Below are 19,669 nucleotides of genomic sequence, written 5' to 3'. Positions count from 1 at the left end.
TCCCGGTACGACGTCACTGCTCCGGCCGGTCCGGCGCCGGCACCTCGGGGGTCTGCACCAGGCGGACCGAACGTCGGCGGTCGATGTACTGGCCGCGGGCGGTGGGCAGCGTCCGCGGTCGGATGTTGCCGAGGAAGGTGCCCTCCTCCCGGGGACAGGAGAACAGGACCGCGGGAGAGCCCAACTCCCACGCCCGGCGGAGCACCGGGCTCGTCATCGCCCGGGAGGCGCCCACGGTGCTCCGCGCGATGATCAGGTGCAGCCCGATCTCGGCGCCGTGCGGCAACAGGGGCAGCAGGGGTTGCAGCGGCGAGTCCCGGCCGCTCTCGATCAGCTCGAAGTCGTCGACGATGATGAACAGCCGGCCGCCGGTCCACCAGTCCCGTTTGGGCAGCCGGCTCGGTGGGACGTCCGGGCCGGGCAGCCGGCCGGTGAGCACCTGACCCGCCTCGGCGATGGTCGCGGTGAGACGCTCCGCAGACATCGAGTATCCGATCTGGTTCGCCTGCGGGATCGCGTCGTGCAGCTCCCGGCGGAAGTCGCCGAAGACCACCCGTGCCTCGGCGGGCGGGTGGTGCGCCGCGACACTGCGGGCGATGTGCCGCAGCAGGTTCGTCTTCCCGGTCTCGGTGTCCCCGAAGATCAGCAGGTGTGGGTTGGCGTCGAAGTCGTGCCACAGCGGGGCCAGGCGGACGTCGTCGAGCCCGAGCGGGATGCGGATCTCCGCCTCGCGGGTGGGCGCGGTCGCGACCGGCAGGTCCGCGACGGGCAGCACCTCCGGCAGCAGCCGCACCTGCGGCGCGCGTGGCGCGGTTGGCACGTCCAGGAACTCGACCAGCTCGGCCGTCGCCTCGGCCAGGTCCTCGGTCTCCGCAACCCCGTCGATGCGGGGTAGGGCCGTCAGGAAGTGTCGCCGATCCGGCGTGATGCCCCGGCCGGGGATCGCCGGCACGGTCGCCGCCACCCGGCTGTTGACCTCGGACTCCACCGGATCGCCGAGCTTCAGCTCGAAGCGGGTGCCGAGCACGTCCCGCAGCCAGGGCCGGATCTCCGACCAACGACCGGCGGAGACGAGCAGGTGGACGCCGAAGCTCAGGCCCCGCGCGGCGATCTCCCCGAAGCGGTCGTCCAGCTCCTGGAAGTCCTGCCGTGCCGTATACCACCCGTCGACCACCAGGAACACGTCCCCGTACGGGTCCTCGTCCTGGAATCCGCCGGCCTGCCGGGCCCGCCGGTAGCTGGTCATCGAGTCGATGCCGTGCTGGGCGAAGATCTGTTCCCGGCGGGCCATCAGATTCGTCAACTCCAGCACGGTACGGGTCACCCGGTCGCGGTCGAGCCGGCCCGCGACGCTGCCCACGTGCGGCAGCCGTGACAGTGCCCCCAGCGCGCCGCCGCCGAAGTCCAGGCAGTAGAACTGCACCTCGGCCGCGGTGTGGGTCAGCGCCAACGCGCTGATCAGCGTGCGCAGCAGGGTGCTCTTGCCGCTCTGCGGGCCGCCGACGACACCGACGTTGCCCTTGCTGCCGGCCAGGGAGGCCAACAGCAGCTCGCGCCGTTGCTGCGCGGGCAGGTCGACGAGGCCGACCGGTGCGACGAGCTGGCCGGTGCCGTACCCGCCCACCGGCGCCAGGCCGAGGGTGGGGTGATCGATGAGCGGAGGGAGCAGCTTCTCCAGCGTCGTGGTCTCGGTCAGCGGCGGCAGCCACACCTGGTGCGCGGCCGGGCCGTGCCCGTGCAGCACGGACAGGAGCATGTCGGCCAGGACCGGTGGCTTCTCCTCGTTGTCCTGCTCCGGGTCCGGCTCCGGCGTCACCGGCGCCTCGGGGCGCAGGTGCTCGGTGCCGAACGGGACGAGACCGCCCTGGACCGACTGGAGGCGGCGTTGGTGCGGCGGACGCCACGGCCCGGAGCAGTAGGCGCCCTTGAACCGGATCAGGTTCTGGGTGTCCGGCCGCAGATAGCCGTTGCCCGGCACGTTCGGCAACTCGTACGCGTCCGGCACACCGAGCACGCTGCGGCTCTCCATCGAGGAGAAGGTCCGTAGACCGATCCGGTAGGACAGGTGGGTCTCGATCTGGTGGATGCGCCCCTCGTCGAGGCGTTGACTGGCCAGGAGCAGATGCACGCCGAGGCTGCGGCCCAGCCGGCCGATCATCGCGAAGACGTCGATGAACTCGGGTTTGCTGCTGAGCATCTCGCTGAACTCGTCGACGACGATGAACAGCGCCGGCATCGGCTCCAGCACGACACCCCCGGTCCGCGCCTTCTCGTAGTCGCGCCGGGACGGGTATCCGCTCGCCCGCAGGTGCTCCTGGCGACGGTTCAACTCACCGGTCAGCGCGTCCTGCATGCGGTCGACCAGTTCCAACTCCTCGGACAGGTTGGTGATCACGGCCGAGGTGTGCGGCAACCGCTCGAAGCCGAGGAACGCCGCCCCGCCCTTGAAGTCGACGAGCACGAGGTTCAACTCCTCGGAGGTGTGCCGGGCGGCCAGCGCCAGCACCAGCGTGCGGAGCAACTCACTCTTGCCCGAACCGGTGGCGCCGATCAGCATTCCGTGTGGGCCCATCCCGCCCTCGGCCGCCTCCTTGATGTCCAGCTCGATCGGGGTGCCGGTGGCCGACATGCCGATCGGGACCCGCAGCCGTTGCGCCGCCGTCCGCCCGGCGCGGTAGGCCGCCACGTCCAGGGCGGACAGGTCACCGAGCTGGAGCAGGCCGGCCAGGTCGTAGTCGGTGGCCAGCGGCTCCTCGGTGTCGGTGCCCGCGCCGACCCGGTAGCGGGCCATCGACCGAGCCAGCGCCGCTGCCGCCACCACGCCCATCCGGTCCGGGCGGCACAGGCGGCTGCTGCTCGACTTGCCGAGGTGGTCGAAGGAGACGATGTCCAACTGCTGCTCCGTGGTCTGCACCAGCAGGGTGTGCGGGTGCGCCTCCCAGCCCAGCGTCGCCCCCACGTCCAGCGTGAGCACGTTGCGGTAGCCCTCCACGCCGACGCGGTGGCCGGCCGGTAGGCGTGGCCCGTCGAGGATCAGCACCACGAACGGCTCGACGGCGGTGACCGGGGAGTCCGGCTCGAAGCCGGGGCGGTCCTGCACGTTAAGTGTGGCCAGGGCCTCCTCGATCTCGGTCACCTCGGTGGCGAATCTCCGCCGGGTTCCGGTGACGTCGGGGACGGTGTCGTCCTGCACGTGCGGCAGCCACTTGGCCCAGTCCCAAGCCGGTCCCCGGGCGGCGATTACCACCAGCAGATCCTGCGGGGAGTGGGCCACGGTGAGCTGGGCCAGAATCGCGCGCACCGTGGACCGGGCCACCGACACGTCACCGCCGAAGCCGATCCGGGCGAAGCCGCGCAGGTAGATGGCGATCGGTGCGTCCTGCAGGGTGGAGTAGGCCCGCAGGAAGCGCCGCAGCGCGTGCGCGGCCAACGGCTCCAGATCCTCCAGCGGCTTACTGTTCGGCGCGGCCAACCGCACGGTGGAGCGTCGGGTGCCGAGCCCGACACGTACCTCGCCGAAGTCGTTGTGCGCCGTACGCCGCTCCCACAATCGCTGACTGAGCACCATCGACCACAGCGCGCCCGGGTCCGGGTGCAGCCAGCGGGCGGCACGCCGCTCCTCGGTCAGCGCGGCGCGTACCTTGCGCCGAACCTGGCCGAGGTAGCGCAGGTAGTCGCGGCGCTCACCGTTGAGTCGGTGCTTGTGCTGCCCGGCGTTGCGGATCAGCGGCACGATCAACATCGCGATCGCCGAGAGCACCATCAGGCAGACGCCCACGTAGGCCAGCGCGCCCGCGTTGGGTCGCAGGAACATGAGCACCATCGCCAGCGAGGCGATTGCCATCGGCGCCAGCATCAGCACGGCGCTGAGGCCCCGCTCGGCCGGCTCGGGGATGACCGGTGGCTCCTGGAGCGCGATCTCCTCGACCGGTGCGACCGGTCCGGCGCGGCGAGCCTTACGGACGTACGGCACCGTGCCCACGTTCGTCTCCTTCGGTGAGGGGTTTCCCTCCGATCGACCCGGTCGCCTCCCGAGCACCCGTCGGGCACGCGAGAGCGGGCTTATCGTCCTGGGGATTCGGCGCTCGACGCGGGAGCGGTGTCGGAGGCCGGGTTTCGCTTGTGGAGGCAGACCCGGCACCGGAGAAACGAACAGCAGTGACCATAGCAGGAGGGGGCGGTTGTGGCGGAGACACGCGTTACCCCGGATCAGTTGCGGGAGATCGGCAAGAAGATCGGCGCCCTTCTCGAGGACCATCAGTCGGTGTTCAACAACCTGGCGAAGGTGAAGCCGAATGCCGGCAAGTTCGACGCGGCGGTATGGCTGGAAGATCTCTTCGCCGACCGGCGCAACGCGATCATCGAACACGTGAAATACCTGCAACGGGCGTTCGACGAGATCAACACCGGTTTGTACGAGATCGCCGGCGATTATGAGCGGATCGACGGAAGTAACGCCGACGCGGTGGCCAAGTTCAACAAGGACGCCAAAAAGGTCGTCGGCGGTATGGGTGACGCCAAGTTCGAGCCGAAGAAGGTGCGGGAGAAGTCCAGCTACAAGACCGGCGACTACGGCCCCGGGGTGGACAAGTTGACGATCGACCCGGGGAAGGACGTGATCAAGCCCTTCAAGCCGGGGGAGATCTTGGGCATGGACGAATTCCTCGACGTCAAGGGCGTGGGGCCGAAGGACGACGTCAATCTCGATCTCCGCGAGAACCCGCTCCTCAAGGACATCGACGGCTACCCCGATTCGAGGCTCGAGAAGAGTGAGGGGCCGCCGGAGGAGAAGCCGCCGGACGAGAAGAAGCCGGACGAGAAGCCGCCGGAGACGCCGCCACTCTCCACTGGCGAGCACTTCGATCCGCATCACGAGCCGTCGGGGAAGGAGTACGTCCACGACCCGTCCAAGGACGACGATTTCCGGGGCAAGACCTACCGGTACTACGAGATCGACGGCAAGCATCAGACCGGTCCGGGCGGCGTCGAGATCTGGTGGACGGATCTGGAGCCCTACTACTACGACGGCCGCTACTACCGCCCGTACAAGCACTGACCCACCCTGATGGAACGGTTGAGCACGCAGCGCCTCTCGGCACCCGTACGTCTCCGGTTCGTGCTCGGCTCGCGTGCCGTGGACGTGGCCCTGCCCGGTGACGCGCCGCTCGTCGATCTGCTGCCGTCGGTGCTGCTCCACCTCAGCCCGGAGGCCGCCGACCACGGCGCCGAGCACGACGGGTGGGTGGTGCAGCGCGTCGGCGAGCCGCCGCTGGACGAGGAACAGTCGGCCGTCGAGCTGAACCTGCTCGACGGCGAGGCGTTGCACCTGCGACCCCGGGCCGAGCAGTTGCCGCCGATCGACTTCGACGACCTGGTCGACGGCGTGGGGGAGCAGGCGCGTACCAGCCCGTGGCGATGGACGGCGGCCCGGACCCGCGCGATGCTGCTCACCGACGGAGCGGTGCTGCTGGCGGTGGGCCTGGTGATGCTCTGGCTCGGCGGGCCGGCGGTGGTGCGTGCCACGGTCGCCGTGGCGCTCACCGTCGTGCTCCTCGCCGCCGCCGGCCTGGTCAGCCGTGCGGTCCCCGACCCGCGGACGGGGACGCTGCTGGCGATGGCGGCGGCCGGCTACTCGGCGACAGCCGGCTGGCTCGGGGCGGTCGCGATCGCCCCACACTCGTCCCTCGCGGTACGGATCTGCCTGGCGGCGCTGGCCGCGGTGGTGACGCTCTCCGCCGGGCTCTCCGCGGTGGCCGACGCCGGTCTGCTCTTCGCCGGTGCGCTCGCCCTCGCGGTGGGCGTCGCGGTTCCGGCGCTGCTCACGGCGGCGGGTCCGGTGACCCCACCGGAGGCCGCCGCGTGTGGGCTGGTCTTCTCGATGGTGGCGGCGTTGATGCTGCCGCCGGCCGCGTTCCGCCTCGGTGGGTTGACCCTGCCGCTGCTGCCGGGCAAGCCCGAGCAACTGTCCGAGGACATCGACCCCGAGCCGCACCGGGTGGTGGTCGAGCGGGGGAGCGCCGGTCTCGCGTACCTGGCCGCGCTCTCGATCGGGGTGGGTGCCGCGCAGGTCCTGATGGCCGCGGCGCTGCTGGTGGCCGGCGGGCGCTGGGAGATGATCCTGGCGCTGCTGGCGGCCGCCCTGCTGAGCATGCGAGCCCGGCACCTGAGCGGCCTGGTGGCACGCTGGGCGACGATGACCCCCGCCATGGCGCTGGTCCTGTTCACCCTGCTCCGCTACGCCGCGGACCAGGAGGGCGTCGCTCGGGCCGCCGTCCTGGTCCCCGCCGTGGTGGCGGTCGCCGGCGCGCTGCTGACCGCGGCGTCCACGCTGCCCGGCCGTCGGCTGCGGCCATACTGGGCCCGAACCGTGGACGTGCTGGAGATCCTCCTCGCGGTGGCCCTGATCCCGGCGCTCGGCGCGGTGCTCGGGATCTACCAGATGGTCCGGGCCTGGGCCAGCTGATGGAGTCCCGCAAGGATCAGGTCCACGCCTACTTCTACACGGTCAGCCGCCTCAACTCGGCGGTGATGCAGGGCCGTCCCGACCCGTACGAGCCGCCGAACCAACGTCCGATCCTCGGCCTGGTCATCGGGATCCTGCTGGCCATCGTCGTCGCCGGCGGCTTCGGCATCTACGGCATCTTCCGACCCGGCGGTGACTCCTCCTGGCGGCAGGCGGGTGTCGTCATCGCGGTGAAGGAGACCGGCGCGCGCTACCTGCTGATCGAGGGCCAGCTCCGACCGGTGCTGAACTACGCCACCGCCCGCCTGGTGCTGGGCAGCAACAGCCCGGCCCGCCTCGTCCAGGTGTCGCGCAACTCGCTCAGGGGGGTGCCGGTGGGCGCCCCGATCGGCATACCGGGCGCACCCGACACGGTGCCGGTGGCGAACCGCCTCTACTCGGGCGCGTGGACGGTGTGCGCCCAACCGCCCGAGCCCTCGGGTGCGGCCGCCACCACGTTGCTGTTGGGCGACCTCGTCCGGCCGGTCGCACTGAACGACCGCGAGGGGTTCCTGGTCCAGACGACGGACCGCCAGCGGTACCTGGTCTGGCAGGGACGCCGCCACCACCTGGCCGATCCGGCCGCGGTGGCGTTGGGCTACGCGGCCGTCGAACCGATGCCCGTGACCCCGGCGTGGCTCAACCCCATCCCGGCGGGGCGGGACCTCACCTTTCCCGCGGTAAGCGACCGCGGGAGGCCGGGATCGTCGATCGGCGGGCGGGTCAGCCTCATCGGCCAGGTATACGAGGTACGCAACCCGGTCGGCGGGGCGCCCGACCTGTTCCTGTCCCGTTCCGATGGTCTCGTGCGGCTGAGCCGCACCGCCGCAGCCCTGGTCCTGGCGGATCCGGCGATTCGGGAGGCGTACCCCGGAGGTGCTGTCGCGCCGATTCCGGTGCGGCCGGACGAGCTGGCCGGCGCCACGGTCGCCGGCAGCACCGAGTTCGTGGACGGCTATCCGCCCGAGCCGCCGACGCCGGTACGCGGCCCGTCGGTGCTGCCCTGCGTGGGCTTCCGGCCGGCGCGGGACACGGTGACGGTCACGCTGACCAGGGTGTCGGCGTCGGCAGCGCGGAACGCTCTGCCGGTGCCACGGACCGCTGTCGCGGCGGGCGGCATCGTGGATCGGATCCTGATCGCCGCCGGCACGGGAGTGCTGGCCCGCAACCCGTACGCGCCGGGCGGTGGTGGGGCGCTCTACCTCGTCTCCGAGTACGGCGTGAAGTTCCCGCTGCCGCCCAAGGGCGCGGAGGCGCTCGGCTACGCCGGCGTGGCACCTGTCAACGTCCCTGCCGAGTTGCTGGAACTGCTGCCGACCGGCCCGGCGCTCGACCCGGCCGCGGCGCTGGTGAGCGAGACCTGGGGTGGTTGACGGGGGTTTTCCCCGCGAAGGGACCGGCGGGCCCGCCGGAGCGGCTCGGTCGCCAAGCCCGCTGGTTGCATGAGCCCCACCAGGCGAGAACTACCGGATCACCACAGTCCACAGCAGGGAGAGGAAGCCATGGCGAACGGTAATACCACCCTCGATCCGAGTACCGCCAACCGGGTCGCGGGGGACCACCGACAGACGGCCGGCGACGTCGACGCCGCGAAGAACAGGTTCAGTGCCGCCGTCGACCTGATGGACGACTACTGCGACGGCGCCATGATCAAGACGCTGCTGGAGGCGCGCGACGACTGGATGGGCGAGGTGACCCGCATCGTGGCGGACCTCAACGAGATGGCCGGCAACGTGGACGGCACGGTGCAGGACTTCGACGCGCAGGATCTGGCGAACGCCGGTCAGGTCGGTGCCATCGGTGTGGGCATTCTCAAGGACATCTGAGCCAGCACAAGCGATCGGAAAGGGGACCGGCCATGTCCGGCAACGGCCTCATCGGCTATCAGTACGACCAGATCTTCGAGGGCATCTCGCAGATGCAGCGGGTCAACCGCGATGTCGAGGGTTACATCGAGAAGTTGTCCCAGGAGACCGGCCACGCGCTCGACACCTGGACGGGGCCGGCGGCCGCGAACTACAACCAGCTTTCGAAGCAGATCGAGGACAACTTCGCCGACATGAACACCATCGTCGCGGACCTCGCCAAGGAACTGGGGATTCGTGCGGACGACATGAAGGAGCAGGACATCCGCTCCGGCAACCGGTTCGGCAACCGCTGAGTGTTTCGAGGTGACGCCGGGGGGCCCACGGGCTCCTCGGCGTATTCCGGCAGTTCGTGATGAGTCCGAGCGGTGGGGGAATCGTGCCAACGGGTGAAGTCGGGTCGTTCGACGAGAAGAGCCCGCCCACGGGAGAGACGTTCCGCAACTACGGGGGGTGGGGGCAGCTCGGCCCGTTCGTCGGGGACATCACCGAGCCCGGCCTCAACGCCGAGGGCGGCTGGGCCGAGGCGGAGCAGGCGTTCAACAAGGCGGAGATCGAACTCGACCTCGTCCTGGAGGAGTTCGAGAAGCTGGCCAAGAAACTGACGGGTGGCGCGAAACCAGCATTCGTCGGAGAAGCCGCCACCGCCTTCGACGCCCATGTCGTGGAGGTGGCCGACAAGAGCAGGGAGGGCGTCTACAACGTCCTCGATGGCAACGACTATGGCACCAAGATCGGTAATGTCGGCGATGCCATCGTGACCTTCCGCCGGGACTTCTGGGACATCATCGACACGGGTCATCGGCTGACCGACCGGCTCCGGGACTGGGTCTCCGCCGAGATCGAGAGAATCTACACCGGCGTCGACGACCCGGCTTCCAAGCTGGCGGACAAGGAGCGCGGGTGGGGGCAGGCCTACCAGGCCGGCGAGCGCTGGATCATGTCCAACCTCCGCGCCCTGCTGATGGGGTTGTCCGCGACGTACGAGGACATCGGTGGCCGGCTGCCCAAGCTCGACATCGCGCTGCTGAAGCCGATCGACACCAGCAGCGGCCACGACAAGAAGAACGACAAGAAGAACGAGAACAGCGGCAGTGGCAGCGGCAGCGGCAGTGGCAGTGGCAGTGGCAGTGGCAGCGGTAGCGGTAGCGGCAGTGGCAGTGGCAGTGGTAGTGGCAGTGGTAGCGGTAGCGGTAGCGGTAGCGGTGGGAACAGCGGGAACAACAAGGGTGGCGACGGCCGTGCGAAGGCCCTCGACGAGGCCGAGGGCGCGGTGTCCAAGGCCATCGACGGGCTGAAGAACGGTAACCCCACGCACGACGCCGCGCTGGATGAGGCGAAGAAGGCCGCGACCGACGCGATCGAGGGACTGTCCAACGGGCCCGGCAGTCAGACGCCGCCGACCAACGGCATCACGACCCCCATGGAATTAGCTCCACTGACCTCCAACCCAGGAAAACCCTCGGGTTCCGGCGGGGGAGCGCCCGCGGGTTCGGGTGGGGGCGCGCCCATCGGCGGTGGCACCTCCGGTGGTGACGGCGCGCGGCAGAAGGCGCTGAATGACGCGAACGGCGCGGCGACCGACGCCATCGATGGCCTCAAGACCGGTGACCCGGGGCGCGACGGTGCGCTCGAGGATGCCAAGAAGGCAGCGTCCGACGCGATCCAGGGGCTCGGCTCGGCGGGTGCCGGCGCACCCCCCCTCAGCGGTGGCGCCGGCTCGGGCGTGAAGTCCAGCACGGGCGCGACGCCTGGCGGGGATGCGGCGCGTAAGGACGCGCTCAACGATGCGAAGAAGGCCGCCGACGGCGCGATCGATGGACTGTTGGGTGGGGCCGGCGGCGTTCCGGTGACATCAGGCGATCCCGGGAGCAAGAGTCCCAGCTCCGGATCCGAGAAGGCGGGGGGCGGATCGGGCACCCCGGGTGAGGCCGCTGAGCAGGCGCGCAAGGACGCCCTCGAGGATGCCCGAAAGGCGGCCGATGACGCCATCGACGACCTCAAGGGCGGCGGCGATTCCCAGCAGGGACTACCGCCGACGTCGTCGGCTGACCCGGTCACCGAGGAGGCCCGCAAGGACGCGCTGGAGGATGCGCGAAAGGCGGCGGACGAGGCGATCAAGGATCTGAAGGGCGGATCGACAGCTGACCCGGTCGCCGAGGAGGCCCGCGAGGACGCGCTGGAGGATGCCCGGGAGGCCGCGGACGAGGCGATCGAGGACCTGATCGGCGAGCCGACCGGTGACCCGGAGACCGATGCCGTCCGCAAGGACGCGCTGGAGGACGCCCGGGACGCCGCGGACGAGGCGATCGAGGAACTGCTGGACGAGGACGCGGGCGACGCCACCCCGGAGGAGGCGCGCGACCGGGCGTTTGACGAGGCGCAGAAGGCTGTCGACGGTGCCATCGACGATCTCGACGACAAGCGCACGACGGGCGGCGGCGGGGACCCCGAGGCCGAGCAGGCCCGCGAGGATGCCCTTGCGGACGCCCGGAACGCGGCCGACGACGCGATCGACGACCTGATGGGCCAGGACGACAACAAGGACGACAACAAGGACGACGGCAAGGGCGACAACAAGGACGACAACAAGGACGACAACAAGGGCGACGGCAAGGGCGACGGCAAGGACGACAACAAGGGCGACGGCAGTCCAGGGAAGAGCGACGAGGCCGCCGAGAAGGCTCGCGACAGTGCCCTGGCCGAGGCCAGGGAGTCCGTCACCGACACTCTCGACGAGATGATCAAGGACGAGCGGGCCGGCAAGGGCGAGGGCGACACCGCGGCCGAACGCGAAGCACGGGTGGAGGCGCTCACCGACGCCAAGGAGGCCGCTGACGAGTCCATCGACGACCTGATCGACGAGGGCGCAGGCCACTCGTCCATCTCGGACTACCTCAACGGCAAGAGCACCGTCGGCACTGGCGGTGGTTCTGGCGGTGGTTCTGGTGGCGGCCCGGGTGGCGGATCCGGCGGTGGTTCGGGTGGAGGCCCCGGTGGTGACTCCGGTGGCGGCGGTGGCGGTGTGTCCGGCGGTGGCGGCGACCGGGGCGGTGCGAACCTGCCCGCCCCACTCGAGCTGGCCCCGGTGGCCTCGGGCGACCCCGGTAGCTCGTCGTCGTCGTCGGCGTTGTCAGCCGGCGCTCAGGGCGGTCAGGGCGCCGGATCCGGAATGCCAATGTCCCCGCCGATGGGCGGCGGCATGGGCAACCAGGGTGATCGGGACCGTGAACGCAACACGTGGCTCGTCGGCGAGGACGGCATGTGGGGCGACGACGGCGACGCGGTCTCCAGCCAGGCCGTGGGGAGGAGCTGACCCATGGACATCGCGGGAGGAAGCCCGATCGGGCAACCGCGGACACTCCAGGACATCGCTCTCGCCCTCGACGCGGCATCCCCGGTGGACATCGAGACGTCCGCCCGGCTGTTCGACGAGGCCCGGAGTGGCCTACGGGCGATCGCCGAGTCGCTCGACCGCGCGTTGAGCGAGTTGGACGACGCCTGGCGGAGCACCCAGGCAACCGGTGTACGGCTGAGCGACCCGGCACGTCGTACCCGAGAGTTGGTGCACACCCTGGACGACGCCGAGTGCGGACGGCAGTTGCGGGTCACGGCGAATGCCCTCGGCGTCGGGCAGTCGCGGGTACGGGACCTACAGGCTCAGCGAGCCGCGGACAGCGGCTCGACCGACGACGAGTGGGACCGCCGGGCACAGGTCGTACTCCATGGCCTTGCCGAGGCGTACCGCGATGTCGGCCTCGGTCTCGGCGGCCAGAACCCACCGACGGTGGCGACCGTCGACGAGCCGGGGGACCGCCACGCCCGCGCCGAGTCGGCGGGCGACGACCCGCCGGGCCTGGTCCTCGCGGCGGACTCCGATGCCGCCGACCTCTTCCGCCCGGCGGCGCCGACGGTCAGGGCGAATCAGCCCGGCGAGACTGTCGCTCCGCCGTCCGGAGGTGGCGGCGGGACGGGCAGCGGCCTCCCGATGATGCCGCTCATGCCGATGGGGGGCATGGGCGGAGGGATGGGTGGTGGCCTGGGTGGCATGCAGAACGAGGGCGGTGGGCAGCGCCGTGGCAGCACGCTCGCCCAGGGAGACCCGGCGGTGTGGAAGGACGCCGACGCCGGATGGCACGTGCTCGGGCGCACGGAACGGATCGACCAGCACATTCAGGAGGGGCTCCGCAAGGAGCTCGGGGACGTGAGGAAGGGTGACCGGGATGGTTGACCAGACCGACCGCGGACCAGGCGGCCGAGAACTGAACGTGGTCTTCGCCATGCTCGCCGAGGAGCGGCGCAAACTGGACGAGTTCCAGGCCAAGATGCGGGCGGCGAGCACCACAGTCGATTCGCCGAACAAGATGCTCACCGCCACGTTCGACGGCCGTGGCGAGCTGGTGAAGCTGACCTTCAACAACACCAAGTACCGCGCGATGGCACCGAACGAGCTGAGCAGTCTGCTGGTCGAGACGCTGCGCCGTGGCCGGGCCGAGTCGTTCGGGAAGATCGACGAGATGGCGGGTCCGGACGTGCTGCCCGGCGTGTCCTTCGGCGACCTGGCCGGCGGGAAGGTGGACCTCAACGAGGTCGTTGGCTCCCTGCTGACCTCCGCGATCGACCTGCCGTCGATCGCCCGGGCCGCGCGGGACGAGGCGGGTCGGGCCGATGGCTGACGCGACGAGGATCGACCCGGAGGGAGCCCACCATCTCTTCAAGGTGGTCGGGAGCGTCGCCGACGAGGTCGACAGTGCTCTGTCGCGCGTCAGGAACGTCCGGACGAGTCTTCCCGATCCGTGGGGAAATGACGAACACGGTCAGAAATTCGCACAACAGCGGGAACCCAACGCCGAACAGACGCTGGGCTACCTCGCGACGGCGCGGGACTCGATCAGGGAGTTGGTCCGCGAGGGGCATGGCGCGGTCGACGCGCTCGTGGACCAGGACATCGACAACAGCGCCAACCTTTCGTAGGTCCGCGTAACCAGCCGCATCGGGAAGTCTCGGTGTCTGTGGAGGTAGGACGAGCGTGAACCAGCGGCGAATCACCGTCACCCAGTCGGCGGCCTCCGGGTACCGGACGCTCACCGAAGCGCTCGCGGCGGCGTCGGACGGGTCGGTGATCAGCGTGCAACCCGGCAGTTACACCGAGAACCTGGTGCTGACGAAGATCGTCACCATCACCGCCGAGGACGGGCCGGGCACCGTGAAGCTGACCGCGTCGTCCGGCATCCCGGTCGTTCTCGCGGCGGAGTCCGCCGCGCTGTCCGGACTGTCGATCATTGCCACCGACGCCGACAGCCCGGCCCTGGCGCTGGTGGTGGGCCAACTGAGCGTCACCGAGTGTGAACTGGTCGCGTCGTCGTGGGCTGCCGTCTTCGTCCGGGACAGCGGCTCACTCACCATGCGCGACAGCCTGGTGAGCAACGAGGTCGGTGCCGGGGTCGTGGTGACCTCCTCGGCCGGCAGCGTGCTCGACGACTGCCGGATCGAGCGTCTGGGCACGTCGGGCGTCGTCGTCGCCGAGCGCGGGGAGCTGCGGGTCCGTGCGTGCACCGTGCGCGACGCGGGCGGCAACGGCATCTGCCTCAACGGCCAGGGCCGGATATCCATCGAGGACACCGAGATCATCGGTACGAGCAAGCCCGCGCTCGCCGCCGAGCAGCAGGCCGAGATCACGGCTCGTCGGTTGAGCGTCCGCAACACCAACGGCGTCGGCATCTACCTGGCCACCGCCGGGTCATGCCTGCTGGAGGACTGCACCGTGGACGGCTGTGCCGCCGACGGAGTCTTCACCGACGATCGGTGCACACCGGTCCTGCGCCGTTGTCGGGTGAGTGGGGCCCGGCGTACGGGGTTCCGCTTCACCGGCCGCGCGGGTGGGCGGCTGGAGGCGTGCACCGCCACGAAGATCGCCGGCGTCGGCGTGAGCATCGGCGACCGTGGCACACCCGAACTCACCGACACGGTGGTCAGCGACTGCACCGGGGTCGGGGTCCACCTCGAAGACGGCGCGGACCCGTTCGTCAAACGGTTGCAGGTCCACGGGTGCGACGGGGCGGCTGTCGAGATCCTCGGCGGTGCCCGTGGCCGCTTCGAGAACCTCACCATCGAGCGCTGCGGCGGCGTCGGCATCTCGGTCAGCGGCCGAGCTCAGCCGTCGCTGAGTGGTCTGAGTATGCGCGGCAGCGCCGCCGCGGGTGTGGTCGTCGCCGACGCGACGGCCTCGTTCAGCGACTGCGACATCGCCGACGCGGGCGCCGAGGGTGTGTCGGTGGGCGCCGGTGGGGACATCTCGCTGACCGGGTGCAGAGTCCACGCGGCGAAGGGCGACGGATGCGTCTTCGGCGACGAGTCGCGGGGGACGGTGACCGACTCCGAGTTCACCGCGAGCGGCGGCGATGGCATCGCGGTGCGCACCGGCGGTTCGGTGCGACTGGTCGGCTGCGTGGTGCGGGACAACCAGGGTTCCGGGGTGCGACAGACCGTCCCGGACGGCCACCTGACGGTCGAGGAACTCGCCAGCTCCCGCAACACACTCCCCGACGCGTACGGCACGGCCGCCGTCGCCACCGCGACGACCACCTCGGCGGCCGAGGCACCGGCCGGGGAGGGTCGACGCCTCGTCGCCCGCGGCTCGGACCCACTGCGTGAGTTGCAGTCCCTCGTCGGACTGCACGGGGTGAAACAGGAGGTGACGTCACTGATCAATCTCAACAAGATGTCCAAGCGCCGTCTGGAGGCAGGGCTGTCCGCCCCGCCCATGGCCCGGCACCTGGTCTTCGCCGGGGCGCCCGGCACCGGCAAGACCACCATCGCACGGCTGTACGGGCGGATCCTCGCCGAGCTGGGGGTGCTGCGGGAGGGTCACCTGGTCGAGGTCGCCCGCGCCGATCTCGTCGCGCAGATCATCGGTGGGACCGCCATCAAGACGACCGAGGCGTTCAACTCCGCCCTCGGTGGCGTCTTCTTCATCGACGAGGCGTACACCCTGAGCAACAGCCGCGGCGGCAGTGGGCCGGACTTCGGTCGGGAGGCCATCGACACCCTGGTGAAGCTCATGGAGGACCACCGTGACGAGGTGGTGGTCGTCGCCGCCGGCTACTCCGCGGACATGGAACGCTTCCTCCAGGCCAACCCCGGTCTGGAGTCACGGTTCAGCCGGACCATCGAGTTCGCCAACTACACGCCGGCGGAGCTGGTGACCATCGTGGAGAACCAGTGTGTCCGGCACGACTACCAACTGGACCCCGCCGCCGCATCGGCGCTGCTGACCCACTTCGACCGGATCCCCAGGGACGGCACCTTCGGCAACGGTCGGGAGGCGCGTAAGGTCTTCGAGCGGATGGCGGACCGGCAGGCCTCCCGGTTGGCGGCTGCGGCCGATGTGACGACCGCCGAGTTGGCGCTGCTCACCGTCGAGGATCTGCCGACCGCCGTGGTCGGGGTGGGCGCCGTCGGGGTGTGAGGCACGGCTCGGCCGACGCAGCACGCCGGAAACATCGCGGCCCTATCATTCCCCGAAACGCGTCCCCTCCCACTTCTGGGAGGCGTGCCGCGGGCGGCATCTCCACCGATTGACAAACCGTTGTCCCGAGTCAACTATGTGGTGGTTCTCGGGGTGGGGTGTGGGTGGAACGAGATGAGACAGGATTGGTGAGTCTCGCGTGGGAGCGGTCTCATCGGTTGCACTGGATGCGTACCGGGTGTCGCCCGTGATGTCCGCAGCCTCAGCGCCGATGAGCAGCGGCCCACGGCGTGGCTCCGCGAACGCGTTGCGGTGGGTCGCGGACAACCTCGCGGTTGTCGGGCCGGACCCGGACGGCACCATCGTCGCGATGGCACGCCTGTTGCCCTCGGAGCGCGGGGTCGTGACAGTTGTCGGCCAGATCGTCGATCCCGACGACTGGGCGCTGATCACCGAGGTCCTGCCGATCGCTGTCCCGCCCGGGGCGGCGGCCCGTCTCGCGGTCAGCGGCACCGGGACGACCCCCACAACCGGTCCGCCCCCGGCCGCGACCCTGGCCCGACAGCTCCAGGCCGACGTGTACGCGCCGAGTGGTCAACTCCTGCTCGTGCCCGGGGGCGGCCTGTTCGCCGTCGACGGGTGGCGCTGGTTCCGGGCCGACGGCAGCATCTCCGACGGTGGCCACCGGTATCCGCCGCCGCACTGGGAGGCCGAAGTCGACACCCTGGTGCGACACGTGGGCTCGGGCATCAGAGCCCACTGCGTGCCGGCCGGCCTGTGGCTCTACGCCGACTCTCCGGACCTGCCGGACCTGCCGGACCCGAGCCTGGACGACCTGGCGTTCGCGGTGCCGATGGACGCCGAGCGGGTGACGGTGGTGCTCGGCCGCCCCGGCGCGGCCACGCCCGGCGTCGAGGCGGCACTGTCGATCCTCGACGCGCTGGACCCCTCGATGGTCATCGCCCCGTACGGCGAGGCCGCGGACGAGGCACTGCGGTTGGCCGCCACGATCGCCGACCGCTGGGACCGCCCGGTCGAGGTCGCGACCGGCCTGCCGATCCTCGATGACGAGCACCGACCGGTGTCGGTCGCGATCGACCCCGACGGCGACTGGTGGACGCCCCCGGTGGCACGGCTGCGGTGCGCTCCGGGCGTTGCGCCGAGACCGATCGGGAGTGTCGACTTCCTCGCGGACCTGCGACCGGCCGGCCCCGACACGTTCCGGCTCGACGAGCGCTGGGTGGCCGAGCCCACCCAGTTCGGGCTCTGGGTCCGACCCCCCTTCGCCGGCCAGCACACCGGTGACGTCCGCCGTCGTCCGTGGCATCCGCAGTGGTTCACGATCGCCGTCGGCCTGCCCGGTCTGCCCCTGCCCGACGACGTGTTGCCGATCCTGCACCTGTTGCTGAACCGCCTGCCGGAGAGCGTGCGGTCCCGAACGCGGTTCGTTCCGGAGGAGCTGAGCCACCTCCTGGCACCCGACCCGGCCGACCGGCCCGACGTGGTGCTCGCGGCCCAACGCTCGACACCACCACGGTGGTGGCACCGCGACAGCCGGCTCTTCGCGGTCCTGCTCACCGCCGACGCCCGCACCGGCACCGTGCACACCGATGCGGGCGAGGTCGAACCCGGGCAACTGGGCGAGATCATCGCCGCGTACCGGGAGTCCGATGCCCGCCCGGTCCTGCTGGTCTCCTCCGTGCCCGTCGACCCGGAGATCGAGCAGCAGGTGGCTGACCAGATGCAGGTCGTGACGATCGGTCGACGGGCGGACGGCTGGTGGGCAAGCCTGCCGCGCCGGGTGAACCGTGCCCCCCGCCCGGCGGTGCGCCTCGACTCCTCTTTCCCCTTCCGGGAGGAGGACCTGGTGCAACTGAGGGCACCGGCCCGCGCCACGCCGCCGCGGGTCGAGGCCGGCCCGGATGACGACGAGCCGCTGCTGGCGCTGTCCCGGATTCCCGAGGCCGCGGACATCCGGCAACGGGCCGACGGGTCCGGCTACCGTACCGTGGTGGCGGCGCGCGGGCCGGACTGGCGGCGGCCGTTCCTCCTGGCGGGCCAGCCGGTCACCGCCTGGGACTTCGCCACGGTCGTCGCCGACCGGCGGCCGGGATGGGTCGGCGGCGGCGAGGTGGTCTGGGTGGAGGGTGGTCAGCTGGCCGAGCCCTTGCTGCGGCTGCTCGCCAACTACCTCGGCTGCCCGGTCGGCGCGCGGGCACTGCTGGTGGAGGACGCGCCGCCGGCCGCGCTCGCGTCCGGGTGGTGCGCGGTGCCGCCGCGAACGGACGGTGGAGAGAGTCATTCCGGCCAGGACGGGCGCGGATGCTGCACAGAGCGGGAGAGTCACGAGCATGGACAGTCCTGAGCGAGGGTCGACTGTGGATTCCGTCCCCGCCGGTGATGACCCAGCGGCAGCGCGCCAACCGACGCCCGAGGCCGGTGACCGGGGCTCGGGCGGGGCTGCGCCAGCGGCCCCGGTCGCACGCCGCCCCCCGGTGCAGCGGGCAGTGGCGCTGAGCGGACTGCCACCCTACGCGGCGACGTCCGCGGATTCCGCGACTGCTCCTCCGGTGCGGCCCGCACCCTCGGTCCCGATCGTCGATCGGACCCGGATGCCGGCACCACGCCGGCCCGTCGAGGACCGATCGGACAGTCCACCAAAGATGCTCCGGCCACCTCGGCCGGTCACACCGGCGGCGACCGCCCCCCAGGCCCCGCCGCCGGTGGCTCCCGCCGCCCCGACCGGCCTGCCGTCGGCGCGGCCGGAGACCGCCGCCGCCCAGCCGGACGCCCGGACCCCCCTGCCGCCGGTACCGCTTCCGGTCCCGGTCGACCGGTCGTCGGACGACGGGGAACCCGGTGCTGCTGATCCGCCGCGCACCCGGTCGACTCCGCCCGTGTCCGCCGAGGCGGAGACCGCGCCCGCCGTGCCGGAGACCGCGCCCGGCCCGGAAACGGCCGCGACCGGGAGTCGTCCCCTCGGTGTTCTGCTCCGGCCCTGGTCGGTGTCGCTCCTGCTGGTCGGGCTGGTGGCGGTCACCGCGGTCACGCTCGGCAGCCGGCTGCCCGACGATCGCGCCCTGGACCCGAGCGCCCCGCCCGGGGACGGCGGGATCGTGATCACCGCGGGTCCGGGTTACGGGCCGCCGCTGCCGCCCGGGAGCGGCCCGCCCACCGCGGGGCCCACCTCGTCGGTGTCGGCCCGGCCGGCCCCGTCGGCGTCGGCGTCGCCACCGCCCGTACCGGGGCCGCCCGCACCGGCGTCGCCCGCGACGAGCAGCGCCGCCGCCAGCAGCGCCGCGAAACCCCCCGCCGGCTCGGCGCCGAAGCCCAACGGCGCCGTCTCCGGTCTGGAGAACCCCTCGGGCAGGAACCTCGCGTTGCGGCGACCGGCGACCGCCTCCAGCTCCGAGAAGGCCTGGTGGAACGCTTCGTACGCGGTCGATGGCGACGCGGCGACCCGTTGGGGCAGCCAGTTCTCGGATCCGCAGTGGATCTCCGTCGACCTCGGCGAGGTGTATTCGATCACTACGGTGACCGTGAACTGGGAGCACGCCCACGCCACCGCCTACCACGTCGACGTCTCCGTCGACGGCGGCTCCTGGAAGACGATCTTCACCACGACGGCGGGAGCGCCTGGCCCCGTGCTCATCCCGGCCAATAGGACGGCCGCGCGGTTCGTCCGCGTCACGGGCACTGAGCGCGTCAACCAGTACGGCTACTCAATCTGGGAGCTCGGGGTTTCCTGACCACACCTGTGCCTGCCTCGCGAAGCCTGGGTCGCGCACGACGCCGAAGCTGACGCTCGTCGATGTTGCCAGAGCGCAGCCGGAC

Annotated in this window: 13 protein-coding genes; 12 read left to right on the top strand and 1 reads right to left on the bottom strand. The window is 71.1% G+C overall.

What is annotated here, in order from left to right; translation table 11 throughout:
• Positions 1–13: 13 nt before the first annotated feature.
• Positions 14–3,982: a type VII secretion protein EccCa gene (gene eccCa, locus AB0O48_RS16400; RefSeq protein ID WP_365066308.1), complete on the bottom strand. Its 3,969-nt coding sequence runs from the start codon at positions 3,980–3,982 to the stop codon at positions 14–16.
• A gap of 201 nt (positions 3,983–4,183) precedes the next feature.
• Between eccCa and AB0O48_RS16395 the strand changes: the two genes are divergently transcribed.
• The 12 genes from AB0O48_RS16395 (at position 4,184) to AB0O48_RS16340 (ending at position 19,584) form a co-directional block, all read left to right on the top strand.
• On the top strand, positions 4,184–5,056 hold the full coding sequence (locus AB0O48_RS16395) for a hypothetical protein (protein ID WP_357371413.1): 873 nt from the start codon (positions 4,184–4,186) through the stop codon (positions 5,054–5,056).
• 18 nt (positions 5,057–5,074) lie between these two features.
• On the top strand, positions 5,075–6,463 hold the full coding sequence (gene eccD, locus AB0O48_RS16390; RefSeq protein ID WP_365066304.1) for a type VII secretion integral membrane protein EccD: 1,389 nt from the start codon (positions 5,075–5,077) through the stop codon (positions 6,461–6,463).
• Positions 6,463–7,875 (top strand): type VII secretion protein EccB, encoded by a 1,413-nt coding sequence (gene eccB, locus AB0O48_RS16385; protein WP_357371417.1) that lies wholly within the window; start codon positions 6,463–6,465, stop codon positions 7,873–7,875. Before eccD ends, eccB begins: the two co-directional genes overlap by 1 nt.
• 129 nt (positions 7,876–8,004) lie before the next feature.
• The gene (locus tag AB0O48_RS16380) at positions 8,005–8,328 is read left to right on the top strand and encodes a hypothetical protein (RefSeq protein ID WP_357371419.1); all 324 of its coding nucleotides are present in this window, start codon (positions 8,005–8,007) and stop codon (positions 8,326–8,328) included.
• 32 nt (positions 8,329–8,360) lie between these two features.
• Entirely contained in the window at positions 8,361–8,663 is a 303-nt protein-coding gene (locus AB0O48_RS16375; protein WP_357371421.1) for a WXG100 family type VII secretion target, read from the top strand.
• Between the two features lie 83 nt (positions 8,664–8,746).
• Positions 8,747–11,683, top strand: coding sequence for a hypothetical protein (locus tag AB0O48_RS16370; RefSeq protein WP_365066298.1), 2,937 nt, complete (start codon positions 8,747–8,749; stop codon positions 11,681–11,683).
• Positions 11,684–11,686: 3 nt separating this feature from the next.
• Positions 11,687–12,598: a hypothetical protein gene (locus tag AB0O48_RS16365; RefSeq protein WP_365066295.1), complete on the top strand. Its 912-nt coding sequence runs from the start codon at positions 11,687–11,689 to the stop codon at positions 12,596–12,598.
• Positions 12,591–13,043, top strand: coding sequence for a YbaB/EbfC family nucleoid-associated protein (locus AB0O48_RS16360; RefSeq protein WP_357371427.1), 453 nt, complete (start codon positions 12,591–12,593; stop codon positions 13,041–13,043). The genes AB0O48_RS16365 and AB0O48_RS16360 overlap by 8 nt, the downstream gene beginning before the upstream one ends.
• Positions 13,036–13,341 carry a hypothetical protein gene (locus AB0O48_RS16355; protein WP_357371429.1) on the top strand — a complete coding sequence of 102 codons (306 nt, stop codon included), beginning with the start codon at positions 13,036–13,038 and terminating at the stop codon, positions 13,339–13,341. The genes AB0O48_RS16360 and AB0O48_RS16355 overlap by 8 nt, the downstream gene beginning before the upstream one ends.
• Before the next feature lie 55 nt (positions 13,342–13,396).
• Entirely contained in the window at positions 13,397–15,835 is a 2,439-nt protein-coding gene (locus AB0O48_RS16350; protein WP_365066291.1) for a right-handed parallel beta-helix repeat-containing protein, read from the top strand.
• 271 nt (positions 15,836–16,106) lie between these two features.
• Positions 16,107–18,200, top strand: coding sequence for a hypothetical protein (locus AB0O48_RS16345; protein ID WP_365066288.1), 2,094 nt, complete (start codon positions 16,107–16,109; stop codon positions 18,198–18,200).
• 298 nt (positions 18,201–18,498) lie between these two features.
• The gene (locus AB0O48_RS16340; RefSeq protein ID WP_365066285.1) at positions 18,499–19,584 is read left to right on the top strand and encodes a discoidin domain-containing protein; all 1,086 of its coding nucleotides are present in this window, start codon (positions 18,499–18,501) and stop codon (positions 19,582–19,584) included.
• Positions 19,585–19,669 lie beyond the last annotated feature (85 nt).

It is taken from the genome of Micromonospora sp. NPDC085948, from assembly GCF_040686315.1.
Lineage (GTDB): Bacteria > Actinomycetota > Actinomycetes > Mycobacteriales > Micromonosporaceae > Micromonospora.
Note: the sequence above shows the minus strand (reverse complement) of the source record. Positions and strands in the feature narration are given on the sequence as shown.

What these genes read in the sequence shown, in the direction of transcription:
- AB0O48_RS16365 (WP_365066295.1), top strand. Translation starts at nt 11,687, where the DNA reads ATGGACATCGCGGGAGGAAGCCCGATCGGGCAACCGCGGACACTCCAG.
- AB0O48_RS16380 (WP_357371419.1), top strand. Translation starts at nt 8,005, where the DNA reads ATGGCGAACGGTAATACCACCCTCGATCCGAGTACCGCCAACCGGGTC.
- eccB (WP_357371417.1), top strand. Translation starts at nt 6,463, where the DNA reads ATGGAGTCCCGCAAGGATCAGGTCCACGCCTACTTCTACACGGTCAGC.
- AB0O48_RS16345 (WP_365066288.1), top strand. Translation starts at nt 16,107, where the DNA reads ATGAGCAGCGGCCCACGGCGTGGCTCCGCGAACGCGTTGCGGTGGGTC.
- AB0O48_RS16375 (WP_357371421.1), top strand. Translation starts at nt 8,361, where the DNA reads ATGTCCGGCAACGGCCTCATCGGCTATCAGTACGACCAGATCTTCGAG.
- AB0O48_RS16355 (WP_357371429.1), top strand. Translation starts at nt 13,036, where the DNA reads ATGGCTGACGCGACGAGGATCGACCCGGAGGGAGCCCACCATCTCTTC.
- AB0O48_RS16360 (WP_357371427.1), top strand. Translation starts at nt 12,591, where the DNA reads ATGGTTGACCAGACCGACCGCGGACCAGGCGGCCGAGAACTGAACGTG.
- AB0O48_RS16340 (WP_365066285.1), top strand. Translation starts at nt 18,499, where the DNA reads ATGCTCCGGCCACCTCGGCCGGTCACACCGGCGGCGACCGCCCCCCAG.